Consider the following 15575-nt stretch of genomic DNA (forward strand, 5'->3'; position numbering starts at 1 on the left):
GCTTTTAGTGTACCATATTTGGTGTTCTGTCGCCTTTTTCACGCAAGAAAAACCAGTCCGCAAAAGGACTGGCTCAGTTGATTATTCAGTTACTTCTTTTTGTCGGTAGACGATCTCTTTTTCCGTCTCAGTGACAGGACGTACCGGCTTCTTAATGAAGAAAGACAGCACTAATGCCACTAACGCGATAAAAGTGGAAACGAAAAATGAGAAGTTGATGCCATCCAGCATAGCCAAGTTCATGATGCTTTCAGGAGCTGTTCCGGCCGCCGCCAGCTCTTTCGCTGTCGACTCCGTTCGTGTGTTCATCACGGTAATAAGGAAAGCTGAACCGACCGCACCCGCAACTTGCTGCAAGGTATTGTTGATGGCCGTTCCATGCGGATAAGCTTTCATCGGCAACGTATTCAACCCATTTGTCATGACCGGCATCATGACCATAGAAATACCGAGCATGCGCAACGTGTAAATCATCATGATGCTAAGGTAGCTGGAATCCAGGCTCAACTGGCTGAACATGAACGTCGTCAGCACAACAATCGCCAAGCCGGGAATGGCCAACACTTTTGCGCCGAATCGGTCAAATAACCGGCCGGTGACTGGAGACATGAAGCCCATAACCAGTGCACCTGGCAGCATCAGCAAGCCTGAATCGATCGGCGAAATGCCTTTGATGGTCTGAATGTAAATTGGCATCAGGATCATCGCTGAAAACATGGACATGGAAATGGCCACTGAAATCGCTGATGACAATGCGAACATTGGGTATTTATAAATCCGGATTTCCAATAGAGGCTTATCCAGTTTCAATTGGCGGAAACCGAAAATAACGAGTGAAATAACACCAACAGCAATGGTCACCATAACAACCGGATCGGTCCAGCCCATCGTACCCGCTGAACTAAATCCGTACAATACCCCGCCAAACCCTAAACTGGAAAGAGCCAACGACGCTTTATCAAGCGATATCTCTCTGTCTTGGAATGTCAGGTTCTTTAATTTGAAGATCCCTAATGTTAATGGAATCAATGCCACTGGCAGGACGATCCAGAAAAGCACACGCCATGAGTAATGTTCGACAATAAATCCGGAAAGGGTCGGCCCGATTGCAGGCGCAACGACCATAACAAGTCCGAATACGCCCATTGCGGATCCACGTTTTTCAACCGGAAATGCTGCAAGCATGACGTTCATCAATAACGGCATCATTAAAGCAGATCCGGCAGCTTGAATCATGCGCCCTGCCAGCAATACGCTGAATACAGGAGCCACTGCGGCCAATAGCGTTCCGAGTGCAAACAAGGACATCGCTACGATGAAAATTGAGCGGTTGGAATACCGCTGGATCAAATAGGCACTGGCTGGAATCAGAATTCCGTTGACCAGCATATAGCCCGTAACTAGCCACTGCGCTGTCGATGCATCGATCCCCAGATCAAGCATAATTTCAGGCAATGCTATATTCAATAAAGTTTGGTTAAAAATTGCTACGAACGCTCCCGTAAAGAGAATGGCTATAATGCCATAAGGCGTTTTTTTCTGTTCTTTCATCTTTGTGTTTCCTCCGTAAATGGTGCTCTTTATTTTTTTCTCTTTCTCCATTGCATTATTCTATACCGCCTGTATATTTTTTTCAAGCATTTTATCCGATAAAGTTAAAAACATTGATATATAAGTGTTTTGAAGTTATCATAACAGTAGACTATCGGTATAAAGGTGAGGTATATGAATCCTAAAAAACAGCAAATCCTAAATGCAGCGTATGAACTTTTCATCAATAAAGGCTATAATTCTTCTTCTATCCAAGACATATTGGATGAAGCGAATGTATCGAAAGGGACTTTTTACAATTACTTCGGATCCAAAGCAGAGTGCCTTATGGCCATCATGGATTCGATTGGCAGTGAAATCAGGCAGCGGCGAATGGCAGCTGCTGTCGGCAAGCAAGCCAATGATCCGGAAGTATTGGCGGAGCAATTGTTCATCCGCATCAAACTCAACCTTGAAAAAAATCTCTTTTCTCTCTATGAAAGCATCTTCTATTCACAAGAACCGGAATTGAAATCCTTTTCTATTAAACAGTACTCTTTGGAAATGGAATGGATTTCTTCACGTATCATCGATGTTTTCGGCAAAGAAGCGGCTCCCTATGCACTGGAAAATGCAGCATTTGTACACGGTTATGTCCAGCAGCTGATTCATATCTGGCGTCTTGTATCCGAAGATGCACTGCCGGCAGACAAGCTTTCTTCTTTCGTCATCCGGAGGCTGCAGGCGACCATCGCACTCCAAATAGCGGCTAAAGATACATTTATCGGCAACTTGAAATTGCCGCTTGCTAAATCTGCCGACAACATCGAATTAGAGGAACTGTCTCCAATGTTGGCAACATACGCCGAGAAATTGAAAAAACAGAAGAACACGCAACAGCTCGTGCAATTTTTGGCAACTGAGCTGGCTGCGGAAACTCCAAGAAAAGCACTGATCGAAAGTGTCCTTACCACGTTGGCTAATGATGACCGGACTGAAGCTGAATTGTCGATTATGATTGAACAGGTGTGGAAACATTTAGATGAAATTGCATAAAAAAGCAGCGCCTGTTAAGGACGCTGCTTTTTTCTATGGTTTTCGCCGTCCTTTGACGGCTTGTTCAAATGCATATGCGTATTCAATCAGTGTCGGTTCGCTGAATGCTTGGCCAGCAAACGTAATACCAAAAGGCTCACCCGATGGACTAAAGCCAAAAGGCACTGTAATTGATGGGAAGCCTGCAGCCGCACCTATGTTGCAGCCAAAATCCTGCGGCAATACCAACGCATCCACACCGATATTCTCCAGGACATTCTTCATTCCACGCTCTGCCGCCAAAAAGCGGTTGCGTTCCAATGCTTCGACGTATTCTCTTTCCGTTAGCATGCCGCTCATCCCATTAGCCTGCTCCAGTAAATTCTGTCCAAACTTCAGCATTTTCTCTGCATGCTCATTATTGAAAGCGATGACATCATCCAAGGAACGAATTCGTTGGTCCGGATTGGACTTCGCCAAATACGCATTCAAGTTCGCCTTGAATTCATGCAGCAACACCGCAAATCCAAGGTCTTCCTGCTCGACGCCCAGATCAACTTCGTCTACGATTTCCGCACCGCATTCACGAAGCGCATCCAACGCCTGTTCAAAAAGCTCAGCCTGTTCATCATTGATTTCTTTAAACAGCCCTCTCGCTACACCCAATGCAACACCTTGAAGCCCGTCTTTCCTCATATGGCTGCGCCAGTCATAATCCTCAAACTGAGCCGCAAATGCTGTAATCTTGTCTTCCGGATCGATGCCAATGATGACTTCCAAAAGCGCTACAGCATCTGCTACAGTCCGCCCTAAAGGACCTGGAACATCCTGTGTATGAGACAACGGGATGACGCCGCTGCGGCTCACCAACCCGACGGTGGGCTTGATTCCGACCAAACTGTTTTGTGCAGCGGGATTAATGATCGATCCCGACGTTTCTGTTCCGATTGCGCCCGCCGCCAAATTCGAAGCGACAGCTGCGGCGGACCCTGAACTTGAACCGCCCACGTCAAATTCACCATATGGATTTTTCACTTGTCCGCCTCTCGAGCTATAGCCATTGGTCATTTTATCGGACATAAAATTCGCCCATTCCGTCATATTGGTTTTGCCGAGAATCACGGCACCCGCCTGGCGCAATTTTTCCACCACTTTGGCATCTTTTAGAGCATAATGATCCTTCAATGCTAAAGACCCTGCACTGGTATGCATCTTATCACAGGTGTCCATATTGTCTTTCACCAAGACCGGAATGCCGTGCAGAGCGGAACGCGGACCGGTTTGCCGGCGCTCAAAGTCAAGCGCTTGCGCAGTCAGCAAAGCATCCGGATTCATCTCCAGTACAGCGTCTGTATTTTTGTCTCGTAACGAAATATTTTCTTTATACATGAGAACAAGTTCTTCGGAAGTGAGCTTCCCTTTGTCCATCGCCTCCTGCATTTCCTCGATTGTCATTTCATCAAGCCGTTCCTGGCGGTAGCTTTCCAATTCTTTATTGTGCATGGATTCTTCCTCCCATTTATATAAGGCATTGAAAAAAGCCGGAATCAGCCGGCTTGGTCAGTCTCTGTATAGGTTTTCATTAATTCATAGAGTGAGGTTTCATACAGCTGGCGTCCGTTGATCTTGAACACGTTCTTTTCGACCAGTCCCTGAATGATGGTTTCACGTTTATCCGTGAATTTTGACTCGGGTATCTGCACCATTTTCATCGTTCTCTCCTTCTTGATGTATTCTCTTGTCTTTACCCTCCGCTCTATACGGTTAAAACCTGTTAACATCAAATTAGCCTATTTTAACCAAAAAGTTGAAAAGAGCCCGATCAGCTTTAATAGCTGATCGGGCTCACTCCATTTATTCTGCCAACTCCAGCCACGCCACTGCTTCGCAATGAGTGGACTGAGGGAACATATCGACGGGCTGCACTTCTTTTGTGCGGTAGCCGCCGTCTTCCAATATGCGCAGATCACGTGCCAATGTTGCCGGATTGCAGGATACATAAACCACACGTGTCGGGCGCTGCTTAAGGATCGTCCGCAGCAGCTGCTCATCACAGCCTTTGCGCGGAGGGTCAACAACCAAGACATCCGCTTTCTTGCCTTCTTTGTACCAGCGCGGAATGACTTGTTCGGCTGGTCCGGCTTCAAACAAAGTGTTAGACAAACCGTTTAATTCCGCATTGCGTTTGGCATCTTCTATCGCTTGGGGCACAATTTCAACCCCCATCACGAATTCAGCCTGTTGCGCAAGGAACAAGGAAATGGTCCCGATTCCGCAATATGCGTCGATTACCGTTTCTTTTCCGGTTAATTGAGCGTATTCCAAAGCTTGGCCATAGAGAACTTCTGTTTGTTCAGGATTGATCTGGTAGAATGAACGCGCAGAAATCTCAAAACGCACATCGCCGATTTGGTCTTCTATTACATCTTTGCCCCAAAGCGTCAGGGTTTCAGCGCCAAAAATGACATTGGTTTTTTCGCTATTGATGTTTTGGACAATTGATGTCACTTCCGGAACAGTCGCCTGAATCAATTCAATGGCATGTGCCGCTTGAGGGAATTTCTTTTTCTTGGTTACCAGAACCACCATGATTTCCCCAGTAGCACGCGCTTTTCGGACCACTACATGGCGAAGCATGCCGCGGTGCGTTGCTTCCTCATAAGGCTCAATGCCCATTTCAGCCAAACTCTTTTTGAGTGACACCATTATAGCGTCGGCTTCCGGTGTCTGGATCAGGCAGATATCCGTGTCGGCAATGTCATGCGAACGCGGCTGATAAAATCCAGCAACTACTTTGCCATCTTGTGTGCCAAATGGAATCTGGGACTTATTGCGGTAGCGCCATGGATGTTCCATCCCTTTTACAGGATGTACCGGCACGTCCGGCAATTTGCCGATCCGTGTGATGGCATCGCGCACCAATTTTTGTTTGAAGGTCATTTGCCCTTCATAGGACAGATGCTGAATCTGGCAGCCTCCGCACGTGTCGAAGACCGGGCAAGGAGCTGTAACACGAAAAGGCGATGACTGTTTTATTTCAATAAGCTTTGCAAAGCCATAGGATTTCAACGTCTTCAAAACGTGCACAACTACGTCTTCCCCCGGCAACGCGCCTGGGACGAACAACGGGTAGCCTTCTACTTTCGCTACGCCTGCACCGTCATGCGTCAAATCTTCTACATGGACCGTTATCCGGTCATTTTTATTTACTGGTTTCAAAAAGTTCACTCCATTTCACATTTACTTATCATACAACAAGAAAAGAAAAAGTGCCCGTCTTAAATTCGACAGGCATAAGACATTCTAGCGAAGCGGTGTTTTTCAGCCACACTGCTGAAGTGGCTTATAACCTTAGAATTTAGGCATTAAAGTCCAGACAGGAATCAAGAACTAAAACTCTATTTAAACAGAAAAAACGCGGCAGGCAAAGGCCTGCGCGCGTCTCTATTTTTTATCTTTTGTAGCGGGGCCATCCTTCAGTGAGAACCAGAATCCGAAAATGATGGATCCGAACAAAACCAGGAATGGTGCATAAAATATCATGAAATCCTGCATGGATAATGCCTCCTTTATGCGTGGTAATCCGATTTGCCTTCGACATAATCCTTATCGAACAAGAATAAGCGGAACAATAAGTAAAGCGATGGCAGCAACAGGCATAAGCCTGCGATGAACGCGATGATCAGCGCAATGGCCATCGCTTCATTTGTAAAGCTGTCGTAAATCGTCAAATACGGATACAGCAGATATGGGTAATGCGATGCCCCATACGCAAAGAATGCGGTAAAGAATTGCCCCATCAATAAAATGAAGGCCCAGCCGTAATGGCGTTTTTTCCAAATCAAGTAGACTGTTCCCGCAAACAGCAGGAACGATACGGCGAATACCCACCATAAATCGAGGATGCGTGCAAAATGCTCCGGATTATGGCCGCGCAGTTCGTAGATGATTCCGGTTGCTGTAATGATGGCAGGACCTGCCCAGATCAATGCATATTTGCGCATCAGTTCGTTGGCTTTCAAATCGCCTGCTTTGGAAGAATACCAAGTCAGGAACACAGCTGAAATGTAAAGTACGGCCGTTAAACTCAAAACTACGATACTCCACATCAATGGGCTGGTAAATAGGGTCCAGTAATCCAGGTAAGGCTGGCCATTATCCATTTTGATGAACCCGCCTTCGGACATGGCCAATACCGGCGACAAAGCTGCCGGCAGCAATAGCCCGGACAAACCGTACATGTAGATGTATCCTCTATGGTTGATTTTTGCCCCGTAAGTCGCGAATGCGTAATAGGAACCGCGGATTGCCAGCAATATCAATGCAAGGCTCGCCGGAACCAGCAGCGTTGTGCCGTAATAAAACGCAGTCTGCGGGAAAAATCCGATAATCCCGACAAAGAAGAACACAAAGAATACGTTGGTGACTTCCCATACAGGTGACAGGTAACGTTGAATGATGCCTGTCAATATATGCTGTTTGCCGATAAATGAGCTATAGGCATTAAAGAAGCCGGCACCGAAATCAATCGATGCGACGATGACGTACAGGAACAAAAACAGCCAGAGAACGGAGATGCCGATAATTTCCAATGTCATTGTTCTTCACCGCCTTTAGCATTTTCACGTGCCGCCAATTCTTTTTCAACCGGATTGCGTCTATACATTCTGGACAAGACGACAACCGTTCCGATCCCGAGGATGATGTACAAACCAGCAAACAGGATAATCATCAAGTCCACTTGGCCGCTCGTGGTTGCCCCTTCACTGACTTTCATATGGCCTCTGAGTATCCAAGGCTGTCGTCCGACCTCTGTAAACCACCATCCTGCTTCAATGGCGATAAGCGCCAAAGGTCCTCCGGCTACAGTCAACCAGCGGAACCATTTAGCCTGGATAAATGTCCAGCCGCGCCAAGCGGCCACCACATAGACAAAGGAGAACAATGCCAACCACATGCCGATCATCACCATCGTATCAAATAGATAATGGATCCACAGCGGCGGTATTTCATCTTCCGGGAATTCATTGAGGCCAATTACTTCTGTAAACGGATTGCTGTGTGCCAAAATGCTCAAGGCATACGGGATTTTTATGGCGTACTTCGCTTCTTCCCCGTCCAACACACCGAAAAGAATCAATTCTGCTTCTTCTCCCGTTTCAAAATGCCATTCAGCAGCCGCCAATTTTTCCGGCTGGTACTCTGCTAAATATTTGCCTGAGAAATCCCCAATCAATGCCGTGGCAATGGCAAACACCAGCCCCAGTTTCATGGTGAGGAATAAGGCTTTCTTATGATAAATATGTGTCGAACCGCGCAGCATCCGGAATGCCGCGATCGAAGCCAGTAAAAATGCACTGGTCATGAAAGCAGTCGCCATGACGTGTGCCACTTTGGTCGGCACTGCCGGGCTGAACATAGCCAGCAGCGGGCTGACATTGACCATTTCACCGTTCAGCACTTCAAAACCTTGCGGCTGATTCATGAAGGCATTGACGATCGTAATGAAAACAGATGACGCTGCTGCACCCAGTGCAACTGGAATAAGCAATAGAAAATGTTTGCGTTGGTCTTCAAAGCGATCCCATGTATAAAGATAAATCCCCAGGAAAATAGCTTCAAAGAAAAATGCGAATACTTCCATGAACAACGGAAGGGCAATCACGTTCCCTGCCAGCTGCATAAAATTCGGCCATAATAGAGATAATTGCAGACCGATTGCCGTACCTGTCACAACACCTACTGCAACAGTAATGACGAATCCTCTGGCCCAACGGCGTGCCAGCAAAATGTAGTGATCGTCTTTTTTCTTAATGCCCACCCACTGGGCAATCATAATCATAAGAGGGACACCTACGCCGATCGTTGCGTAAAGAATGTGGAACGATAGAGTCAATAGCGTTAGGATGCGACTCAGAAAAGCCGGATCTTGAAAGTCCAATCTACTCGTCTCCTTTTTTATGCATTTGATTCACTGTTTCTATAGTTCCTATTGTACATCAAACCCTATTTCCAAAACGCCTCCCAAGCCTTGTTTTCCAGCCAAACTTTGAATAAGGTGTGACAAAGAAAGTAAAAAGAATTGTAATTTTTCTCAATTTTTAGTATTCTAAAGAGAACAATAAAAAAGGGTGATGCAGCATGAGAACAAAACGGAAAGTATTTGCATATATCACAAGAGGCGATGAAGAAAATCGCGAATTGCTGGTTTTCGAGTACAAAGGAGAACCGGAAGTCGGATTGCAGGTGCCGGGCGGTACAATCGAAGAAGGCGAACTGTTGATTGATGCCTTATACAGAGAAGTAAAAGAAGAAACAGGATTGCCAAGCGATGTTCTTGAATTCGTCGGGAAAATCCATAAGTATACCTACTATCCTGAGCATCAGGACAAAGCGTATGAACGGAACATCTTTCAATTTGAATACACAGGTGAACCGGTCGAACAATTTGAACACACCATTAAAAGCCATGGCCGTGACAATGGCATGACCTTGCTGTTCCGTTGGGAACCAATTAAGAACCTGCCGCAGCTTGCAGCAGAACAGGACAAAGCCATCGAACTCCTGTAAGCAAAGGATTACTTGACTTTATAAATATAAAAAGCTGGAAAACGGAGAGACACTCCATTTTCCAGCTTTTTATTTGCGGTCATGTTCCTTTAATGAATCAAGCGGGACATACATTTCAATATGGCTTGCCAGGTTTTCAAATACCGCCGGCAAGACGCCGCCGTATTCCCCATCCAAATTCAAGAGCACCCGTTCTTCTGTCGTCACTGTAATTTTACTGGCTTTCGCATAAATGACATGAGGGTCCGACAAATGCTCTCCCCGCAAAGCCAAAGAGGCAACACGGATAAACTCCGCCATATTGAGCTCTTTCAAAATCAGCAACGTGAATTTGCCGTCATTGATGCTGGCATCTGGTGCCAGTTTTTCAAATCCACCAACCGAATTGGTCAAACCGATTAAGAACATCATGGCACTGTCATCAAAAATCTGGCCATCGTATTCAATTCGGACGCGCGAAGACCGGATTGAAGGCAACATTTCGATGCCTTTCAAATAATAAGCCATTTGGCCAAGAACCGTTTTCAGTTTGCTTGGCACTTCATAAGTCAACTCGGTGATTCTTCCGCCGCCTGCAATATTGATGAAATACCGATCATCGTTCATCAAGCCGATATCCACTGGAATTGAATCCCCTTTGAGAATAATATCAACAGCCTTGTTGATATCACGCGGAATATGGACAGCACGCGCAAAATCATTCGTCGTCCCCATCGGTATCAGGCCCACTTTCGGCCGGTTCTCGAATTTAGCAATCCCTGAAATGACTTCATTCAGTGTGCCATCTCCTCCGACGGCGATCACCAAATCAAAATTTCGTTCTACGGCAACTTTAGCAGCTTGTATTGCATCACCTTCACAAGTCGTTGCATGACAGGAAGTTTCGTATCCGGCCTGTTCCATTTTCTCCAGAACCTCGGGCAAATGTTTACGGAATAATTCACGGCCGGAAGTTGGATTGTATATTATGCGTGCACGTTTCATCAGATTCAGCCTTTCTGGACTTCCTATAAAAATAAGACAGGAAAAATTTGTGGACTCCTTGTTAACACTGTCCTGCAGGATGTCTGTCCTTTTTTTGCGGACAGCGTCCCTTGTTTATTTTAAGGCCGTTTCAAATGCCTTGCGCAAATCTTCATAGACAATATTCCAAAACTCTTCGTTGTAAACAAAGCCATCTGAAATTTCACTAATGACCGTCTTCATGTGAAGGTCGTATTGCGGATCTCCCTTTTCAGGCAGAACCGATTTCTTCTCATCGACGAATTCCTGCACTTTAGATGCTCGCGGGCCCCAGTCTCCCAATACCTGGCCATCTTCCGACAGGAGGATGTATTTCGGAATGGAACGTCCTCCATTCGTTAAATAACGATCCATCAATTCCAAGTTTTCGTCACGGTATACACAATGGACATCCAAGTCAGCCGCATCCGCGATTTTCCGCAAGATGGCATTGTTCATCATGGCATCCCCGCACCAGTCTTCTGTAATGACCAGTACATGAGGCTTTTTCTCTTTCAGCAACGCCATGAATCCCGGATCCTCAGGCAATTCAAACTTTTCGTATATACTGTAAGACTTTTGTTGATTTGACTCCATTTGAGCCATATAACTTTCCAACGTAATGCCTTGTGCAAAATATTCCTGTTCGGTCATCATCTAATCACTTCTCCTTTGTCTGCTTTACTGGTGGCCAGCCGGGCGATAACCCCGTTTGGATCTTTTCCAAATCCATAATGAATTAAGAAAATTCCATTGACTGTAATTTCGCTTTATCCTCAGTTTACTGTTCTCCAGCAAAGTCTTCAAGGCTCAGATGCAGAAATAGCCTTTTCCAGCGCTTTATTCGAAGAATTAGCACGACACTCGTTTTAAAGACGACTCGGCCCCATGCTAAGTTCCCCAGAGCTATGGCCAGTCTAAATACTCATATTTTGTACCTGTAAATCGATAAAAAAAGAGCGGCCCTTTACGGACCGCCCTTTTACTAGTGGTATCTTTTATCGTTTTGCAATTTCTGCAAGAAGGATTTTATTGAGCAATGGCGGATTTGCCTGCCCTTTCGTCTGCTTCATGATCTGCCCGACAAGGAAACCGATCGCGCGGTCTTTGCCGTTTTTGAAGTCTTCAATCGATTGTGGGTTGTTGTCGAGTGCTGCTGTGACAAATTCACGCAATGTGTTTTCATCTGAGATTTGGACAAGCCCTTTCGCTTTGACGATATCGTTCGCGTCGCCGCCTTTTTCAATCAATTCCTTAAAGACTTTCTTGGCGATTTTAGATGAAATGGTGCCATCCGTAATCAATTTGATCATGCCAGCCAAACCTTCAGGAGTCAAAGCCGTATCTTCCAGCTCTTTTTGTTCAGCATTCAAGTAAGCTGATACTTCACCCATCAGCCAGTTCGAAGCCAGTTTGGCATCAGCGCCGGCAGCTACTGTCGCTTCAAAGAAATCGGAAATTGGTTTTGCCAATGTCAGAACCATAGCATCGTACGAAGACATGCCAAGCTCCGTAACATAGCGGGCTTTGCGGGCATCCGGCAATTCCGGAATTTCAGCACGGACGCGCTCCAGCCATTCATCATCAATGACAATGTCGACCAGATCCGGTTCCGGGAAGTAACGGTAATCATCAGATCCTTCTTTGATGCGCATCAACAAGGTTTTGCCTGTTGATTCGTCGTAGCGGCGTGTTTCCTGTTCGATGATCCCACCTGATAGCAGAACCTGCTCTTGGCGAATCTGTTCGTGCTCAATGCCTTTGCGGACGAAGTTGAATGAATTCAAGTTCTTCAATTCGGTCTTCGTGCCGAATTCATCCTGGCCGAACGGACGAAGCGAAATGTTCGCATCGCAACGCAGCGAACCTTCTTCCATGCGTACATCTGAAACACCTGTGTACTGAATGATTGCTTTGATTTTTTCCAGGTAAGCGTAAGCTTCGTCAGCTGTGCGGATATCAGGTTCCGAAACGATTTCGATCAACGGTGTCCCTTGGCGGTTAAAGTCGACCAAGGAATGGCCATTGCCGGTATGCGTCAGTTTCCCTGCATCTTCTTCCATGTGAAGGCGCGTGATGCCGATGCGTTTCTTCTCGCCTTTTACTTCGATTTCAATCCAGCCGTGTTCGCCGATTGGCTGATCGAATTGAGAAATCTGATAAGCCTTCGGGTTATCCGGGTAGAAATAGTTTTTCCGGTCGAATTTGGTATGGCGGGTAATTTGGCAGTTTAATGCAAGTGCAGCTTTCATTGCCCAATCCACTGCCGTTTTGTTGACGACTGGCAGAACGCCTGGATAACCAAGGTCAATCACGTTTGTGTTCGTGTTCGGCTCTGCGCCGAAATGAGCCGGTGCAGGAGAGAACATTTTGGATTCTGTTTTAAGTTCTACATGGACTTCAAGTCCGATGATCGTTTCAAAGTTCATTTTGCTGCTCCCTCCCATGTTTGAGGAGTTTTTTTATGGAAATCGGTCGCTTGCTCAAAAACATCAGCCACACGATATACGGTTTCTTCGTCAAAATATTTCCCGATGATCTGCAAGCCAAGCGGCAAGCCGTTGTCGAATCCACAAGGAACGGAAATGGCAGGTACGCCAGCCAAGTTTACTGGAATCGTTAAAATATCATTGGCATACATCGTCAATGGATCGTCGATGATTTCACCGATTTTAAACGCCGGTGTCGGCGTTGTCGGACCGATGATGACATCGTATTTTTCAAAAGCATCATCAAAGTCTTTTTTGATCAGCGTACGGACTTTTTGTGCTTTTTTGTAATATGCATCGTAATAGCCTGAGCTTAATGCATAAGTGCCAAGCATAATGCGGCGCTTGACTTCATCGCCAAAGCCTTCAGAACGGGTATTCATGTAAAACTCCAGCAGGCTTCCGGCTTTTTCCGTGCGGTAGCCATAACGGATGCCGTCAAAGCGGGAAAGATTGGAAGATGCTTCAGAAGAAGCCAATAGATAGTAAGTCGCCAACGCGTATTTCGAATGAGGAAGTGAAATCTCTTCACAGATGGCGCCTCTTTCTTCAAGCACTTTCAAAGCGTCAAGAGCAGCTTGTTTTGCAGCTTCGCCGACACCTTCACCAAAATACTCTTTTGGAACACCAATGCGCAGTCCCGTAATGTCGCCTGTCAAGGCAGCAGCAAAATCCGGAACTTCTACATTGGCAGAAGTTGAATCCTTGTCATCATGCCCTGAAATGGCATTCAACAATAAAGCATTATCTTTAACGGTTCTTGTGATCGGACCGATTTGATCCAACGAAGAAGCGTAAGCGATCAAGCCAAAGCGCGAAACACGGCCATAAGTCGGTTTCATGCCAACTACACCACAGAATGCAGCAGGCTGCCGGATCGATCCGCCGGTATCTGATCCCAGAGTGAATGGTACTTCTCCAGCAGCGACTGCAGCAGCAGAACCGCCTGAAGAACCGCCTGGCACTGTTTCAAGATCCCATGGGTTTTTCGTTTTCTTGTAATACGAGTTTTCATTGGAAGAACCCATTGCGAATTCATCCATATTCAATTTCCCGACAGTCACCATTCCAGCTTCTTTCAATTTTTCTACAACCGTTGCGTTATAGATTGGATTGAAACCTTCTAGAATACGGCTGGAAGCTGTTGTTTCCAAGCCTTCTGTTACAATATTGTCTTTTACTCCAATCGGCAAACCAAATAACGGCCCGCGTTCAGCAAAAGGCACTTTGTCCATTTCTGCGGCCTGTTCGGTTGCGCGTTCTTTGTTCAATGCAAGAAATGCATCCACTTTTGGTTCAAGAGCTTCGATGCGGTCAAACGCCTGTTGCGTCATTTCAGCAATCGTCGTTTCTTTTGTATGTATCATTTCCTGCAATTCTGCAGCTGTTTTATCCACTAATGACATCTATGGTTCCTCCTTCCGGTTATTCCAGGATTGTTGGGACTTTTACTTGTCCGCCTTCATGTTCTTTTACGTTTTTCAACATCAATTCGCGGTCCAATCCAGGGATGGATTTGTCTTCGCGCAATACATTGACCATCTGCAAGACATGAGTGGTCGGCTCGACGTTTTCTGTATCCAGTTCATTCAGCAACTCCATTGCATTCGTAATTGCTTCCAATTGATCTGCAAAATGCTCCGCTTCTTCATCAGTAATTGCCAATCTCGCCAAATGAGCGACTTCGATTACTTCTTCTTTAGTCATTTTCGCCATTTTTCTACACCTCCGGATTCAGTAAACATACGCTATATCATAACATTTTTCTAAAAAAATGAATAGGGACAGCCGCATGGCCATCCCCGTTTTCATGCAATTTATTCGTAAATGTGAACAAATGGTTCGGTTTCTCCTGCTTTTCGCAAGACCAACGCTTCTGGTCCGTTGGTAGAGGTTACACTGACTTCGATCAGTACGTTTTCAGGGAAATGATCCACGACCAGTCCCGTGACATATTGTGTAAATCCGATCACTTCGGCAGCGCCATAGAATTGGATTGGGATTTCAATCTTTAATTCTTTCAATTGGTTTTCCTGATAATGACCAGTACCGATGACACTGGTGAAATTGGAAAAGTAGATTTCAACGTCCTGCTTGAAGTTGCGGAATGCCGTATCGATATCACGGTAACGTTCATCCGAACCGGAAGTAGGAAACAACACGTTGTTTTCGTTTACTGCGTTCCAGCCGGCAATAGCTTGTTCGCCTCCCGGGGCAGCACCATATGAGAAGTAGGTTCCGGGCACCATAGTATTTCGCGAGTTTTGTTTAAAGAGACCCACTACAATTGGAACGTCTCCCAAACCTTCTTTTTCACGCAGGCGCTTGACGATTTCATCAGCCATGCGCTTGCCTTCTTTCTCAATCTGCTCTTGTGGAATTTCCTCTTCATAGGCGATATCGTTTTCCGAACTGTAGTAAACCGAGTTCAATGCAAGCCCGACCGAAATTCCGCCGAGCCTTATGGTGTCTTCTTTTGTCTTCACCAAATAATTCTGTTCAATGACATGGGCAAGGATTTCCGCAGGCGGACGTTCGCCTGCTTTTTTTTGCTCACCTGAGCGGCCGTCTGCAGGATTCAACCCCGCCGGATTGTCTTTGCTCGTACGCTGCAGCCAAGAAGTCACATCTTCATCAGTGATCATTTGGCCTTCCTGAAAATAATAATCGTCAGGAGAAAATTGCTTCTGCGACAAACGCAGCAACCCGTTTTCGGTTTCGGCAATATCATAGCGGGAGTTCAGCCGATTAACGATTTTCCCTCTTGTAGCGCTTTCCTTATATGGCAGAAGTGTACGGTAAAACTGATCGTCCAACTGCATGCTTGGAATAATGGCCGTCTCGACTTCTTCTTTTTCATTTATCACTTCCGCTTCCTCATCAGTCCCGGAAGGAACACATCCCGTTAACAGCAGCAAGCTGATCGGAATCCACCATATGCGTTTCATC

At 46.0% G+C, this 15575-nt stretch carries 15 protein-coding genes; 2 read left to right on the top strand and 13 right to left on the bottom strand.

Annotation, left to right across the window (positions count from 1 at the left end; genetic code table 11):
* Nucleotides 1-81: 81 nt before the first annotated feature.
* Nucleotides 82-1551 carry an MDR family MFS transporter gene (locus H9630_RS17635; protein WP_191716805.1) on the bottom strand — a complete coding sequence of 490 codons (1470 nt, stop codon included), beginning with the start codon at nt 1549-1551 and terminating at the stop codon, nt 82-84.
* A 174-nt stretch (nt 1552-1725) separates the two neighbouring features.
* On the opposite strand from H9630_RS17635, the gene H9630_RS17640 reads away from it, so the two are divergent.
* Nucleotides 1726-2586 (top strand): TetR/AcrR family transcriptional regulator, encoded by an 861-nt coding sequence (locus tag H9630_RS17640; RefSeq protein WP_191716806.1) that lies wholly within the window; start codon nt 1726-1728, stop codon nt 2584-2586.
* A gap of 33 nt (nt 2587-2619) precedes the next feature.
* Here the strand turns inward: H9630_RS17640 and H9630_RS17645 are convergent, their stop codons facing one another.
* From H9630_RS17645 to H9630_RS17665, 6 genes are all read right to left on the bottom strand, one after another.
* Complete coding sequence (locus H9630_RS17645) at nt 2620-4068, bottom strand: amidase family protein (protein WP_191716807.1); 1449 nt, start codon at nt 4066-4068, stop codon at nt 2620-2622.
* A gap of 44 nt (nt 4069-4112) precedes the next feature.
* Nucleotides 4113-4277: a Fur-regulated basic protein FbpA gene (locus tag H9630_RS17650; RefSeq protein ID WP_191716808.1), complete on the bottom strand. Its 165-nt coding sequence runs from the start codon at nt 4275-4277 to the stop codon at nt 4113-4115.
* Nucleotides 4278-4419: 142 nt separating this feature from the next.
* Nucleotides 4420-5784 (bottom strand): 23S rRNA (uracil(1939)-C(5))-methyltransferase RlmD, encoded by a 1365-nt coding sequence (gene rlmD, locus H9630_RS17655; protein ID WP_191716809.1) that lies wholly within the window; start codon nt 5782-5784, stop codon nt 4420-4422.
* 225 nt (nt 5785-6009) lie between these two features.
* Nucleotides 6010-6120 carry a cytochrome bd oxidase small subunit CydS gene (gene cydS / locus H9630_RS18965; protein WP_404825543.1) on the bottom strand — a complete coding sequence of 37 codons (111 nt, stop codon included), beginning with the start codon at nt 6118-6120 and terminating at the stop codon, nt 6010-6012.
* 14 nt (nt 6121-6134) lie between these two features.
* Nucleotides 6135-7163: a cytochrome d ubiquinol oxidase subunit II gene (locus tag H9630_RS17660; protein WP_191716810.1), complete on the bottom strand. Its 1029-nt coding sequence runs from the start codon at nt 7161-7163 to the stop codon at nt 6135-6137.
* On the bottom strand, nt 7160-8506 hold the full coding sequence (locus H9630_RS17665) for a cytochrome ubiquinol oxidase subunit I (protein ID WP_191716811.1): 1347 nt from the start codon (nt 8504-8506) through the stop codon (nt 7160-7162). Before H9630_RS17665 ends, H9630_RS17660 begins: the two co-directional genes overlap by 4 nt.
* Nucleotides 8507-8706: 200 nt before the next feature.
* Here H9630_RS17665 and H9630_RS17670 point away from each other — a divergent pair, with 200 nt between their 5' ends.
* Entirely contained in the window at nt 8707-9135 is a 429-nt protein-coding gene (locus H9630_RS17670) for an NUDIX hydrolase (protein WP_191716812.1), read from the top strand.
* A 69-nt stretch (nt 9136-9204) separates the two neighbouring features.
* On the opposite strand, the gene H9630_RS17675 is transcribed toward H9630_RS17670, so the two are convergent.
* The 6 genes from H9630_RS17675 to H9630_RS17700 all read right to left on the bottom strand — a co-directional run bounded on the left by H9630_RS17675 (nt 9205) and on the right by H9630_RS17700 (nt 15574).
* The gene (locus H9630_RS17675; protein ID WP_191716813.1) at nt 9205-10119 is read right to left on the bottom strand and encodes a diacylglycerol kinase; all 915 of its coding nucleotides are present in this window, start codon (nt 10117-10119) and stop codon (nt 9205-9207) included.
* Nucleotides 10120-10233: 114 nt separating this feature from the next.
* Nucleotides 10234-10794, bottom strand: coding sequence for a thioredoxin family protein (locus H9630_RS17680; protein ID WP_191716814.1), 561 nt, complete (start codon nt 10792-10794; stop codon nt 10234-10236).
* A gap of 341 nt (nt 10795-11135) precedes the next feature.
* A complete protein-coding gene (gene gatB / locus H9630_RS17685) occupies nt 11136-12566 on the bottom strand; it encodes an Asp-tRNA(Asn)/Glu-tRNA(Gln) amidotransferase subunit GatB (protein WP_191716815.1) in 1431 nt (476 codons plus the stop codon).
* Nucleotides 12563-14032, bottom strand: a complete 1470-nt coding sequence (gatA, locus tag H9630_RS17690; RefSeq protein ID WP_191716816.1) for an Asp-tRNA(Asn)/Glu-tRNA(Gln) amidotransferase subunit GatA — start codon at nt 14030-14032, stop codon at nt 12563-12565. Before gatA ends, gatB begins: the two co-directional genes overlap by 4 nt.
* Before the next feature lie 19 nt (nt 14033-14051).
* Nucleotides 14052-14342: an Asp-tRNA(Asn)/Glu-tRNA(Gln) amidotransferase subunit GatC gene (gene gatC, locus H9630_RS17695; RefSeq protein ID WP_146559265.1), complete on the bottom strand. Its 291-nt coding sequence runs from the start codon at nt 14340-14342 to the stop codon at nt 14052-14054.
* Between the two features lie 101 nt (nt 14343-14443).
* Complete coding sequence (locus tag H9630_RS17700; protein ID WP_191716817.1) at nt 14444-15574, bottom strand: CamS family sex pheromone protein; 1131 nt, start codon at nt 15572-15574, stop codon at nt 14444-14446.
* Nucleotide 15575: the final 1 nt, after the last annotated feature.

Origin of the sequence: Planococcus wigleyi, assembly GCF_014836985.1 — a bacterium.
In the GTDB taxonomy this organism is placed as follows: domain Bacteria; phylum Bacillota; class Bacilli; order Bacillales_A; family Planococcaceae; genus Planococcus; species Planococcus notacanthi.

Bases quoted from the DNA above. Each gene is read 5' to 3' on its own strand.
- H9630_RS17635 (WP_191716805.1), bottom strand. From the start codon at position 1,551: ATGAAAGAACAGAAAAAAACGCCTTATGGCATTATAGCCATTCTCTTT.
- H9630_RS17640 (WP_191716806.1), top strand. From the start codon at position 1,726: ATGAATCCTAAAAAACAGCAAATCCTAAATGCAGCGTATGAACTTTTC.
- H9630_RS17645 (WP_191716807.1), bottom strand. From the start codon at position 4,068: ATGCACAATAAAGAATTGGAAAGCTACCGCCAGGAACGGCTTGATGAA.
- H9630_RS17650 (WP_191716808.1), bottom strand. From the start codon at position 4,277: ATGAAAATGGTGCAGATACCCGAGTCAAAATTCACGGATAAACGTGAA.
- cydS (WP_404825543.1), bottom strand. From the start codon at position 6,120: ATGCAGGATTTCATGATATTTTATGCACCATTCCTGGTTTTGTTCGGA.
- H9630_RS17660 (WP_191716810.1), bottom strand. From the start codon at position 7,163: ATGACATTGGAAATTATCGGCATCTCCGTTCTCTGGCTGTTTTTGTTC.
- H9630_RS17670 (WP_191716812.1), top strand. From the start codon at position 8,707: ATGAGAACAAAACGGAAAGTATTTGCATATATCACAAGAGGCGATGAA.
- H9630_RS17675 (WP_191716813.1), bottom strand. From the start codon at position 10,119: ATGAAACGTGCACGCATAATATACAATCCAACTTCCGGCCGTGAATTA.
- H9630_RS17680 (WP_191716814.1), bottom strand. From the start codon at position 10,794: ATGATGACCGAACAGGAATATTTTGCACAAGGCATTACGTTGGAAAGT.
- gatB (WP_191716815.1), bottom strand. From the start codon at position 12,566: ATGAACTTTGAAACGATCATCGGACTTGAAGTCCATGTAGAACTTAAA.
- gatA (WP_191716816.1), bottom strand. From the start codon at position 14,032: ATGTCATTAGTGGATAAAACAGCTGCAGAATTGCAGGAAATGATACAT.
- gatC (WP_146559265.1), bottom strand. From the start codon at position 14,342: ATGGCGAAAATGACTAAAGAAGAAGTAATCGAAGTCGCTCATTTGGCG.
- H9630_RS17700 (WP_191716817.1), bottom strand. From the start codon at position 15,574: ATGAAACGCATATGGTGGATTCCGATCAGCTTGCTGCTGTTAACGGGA.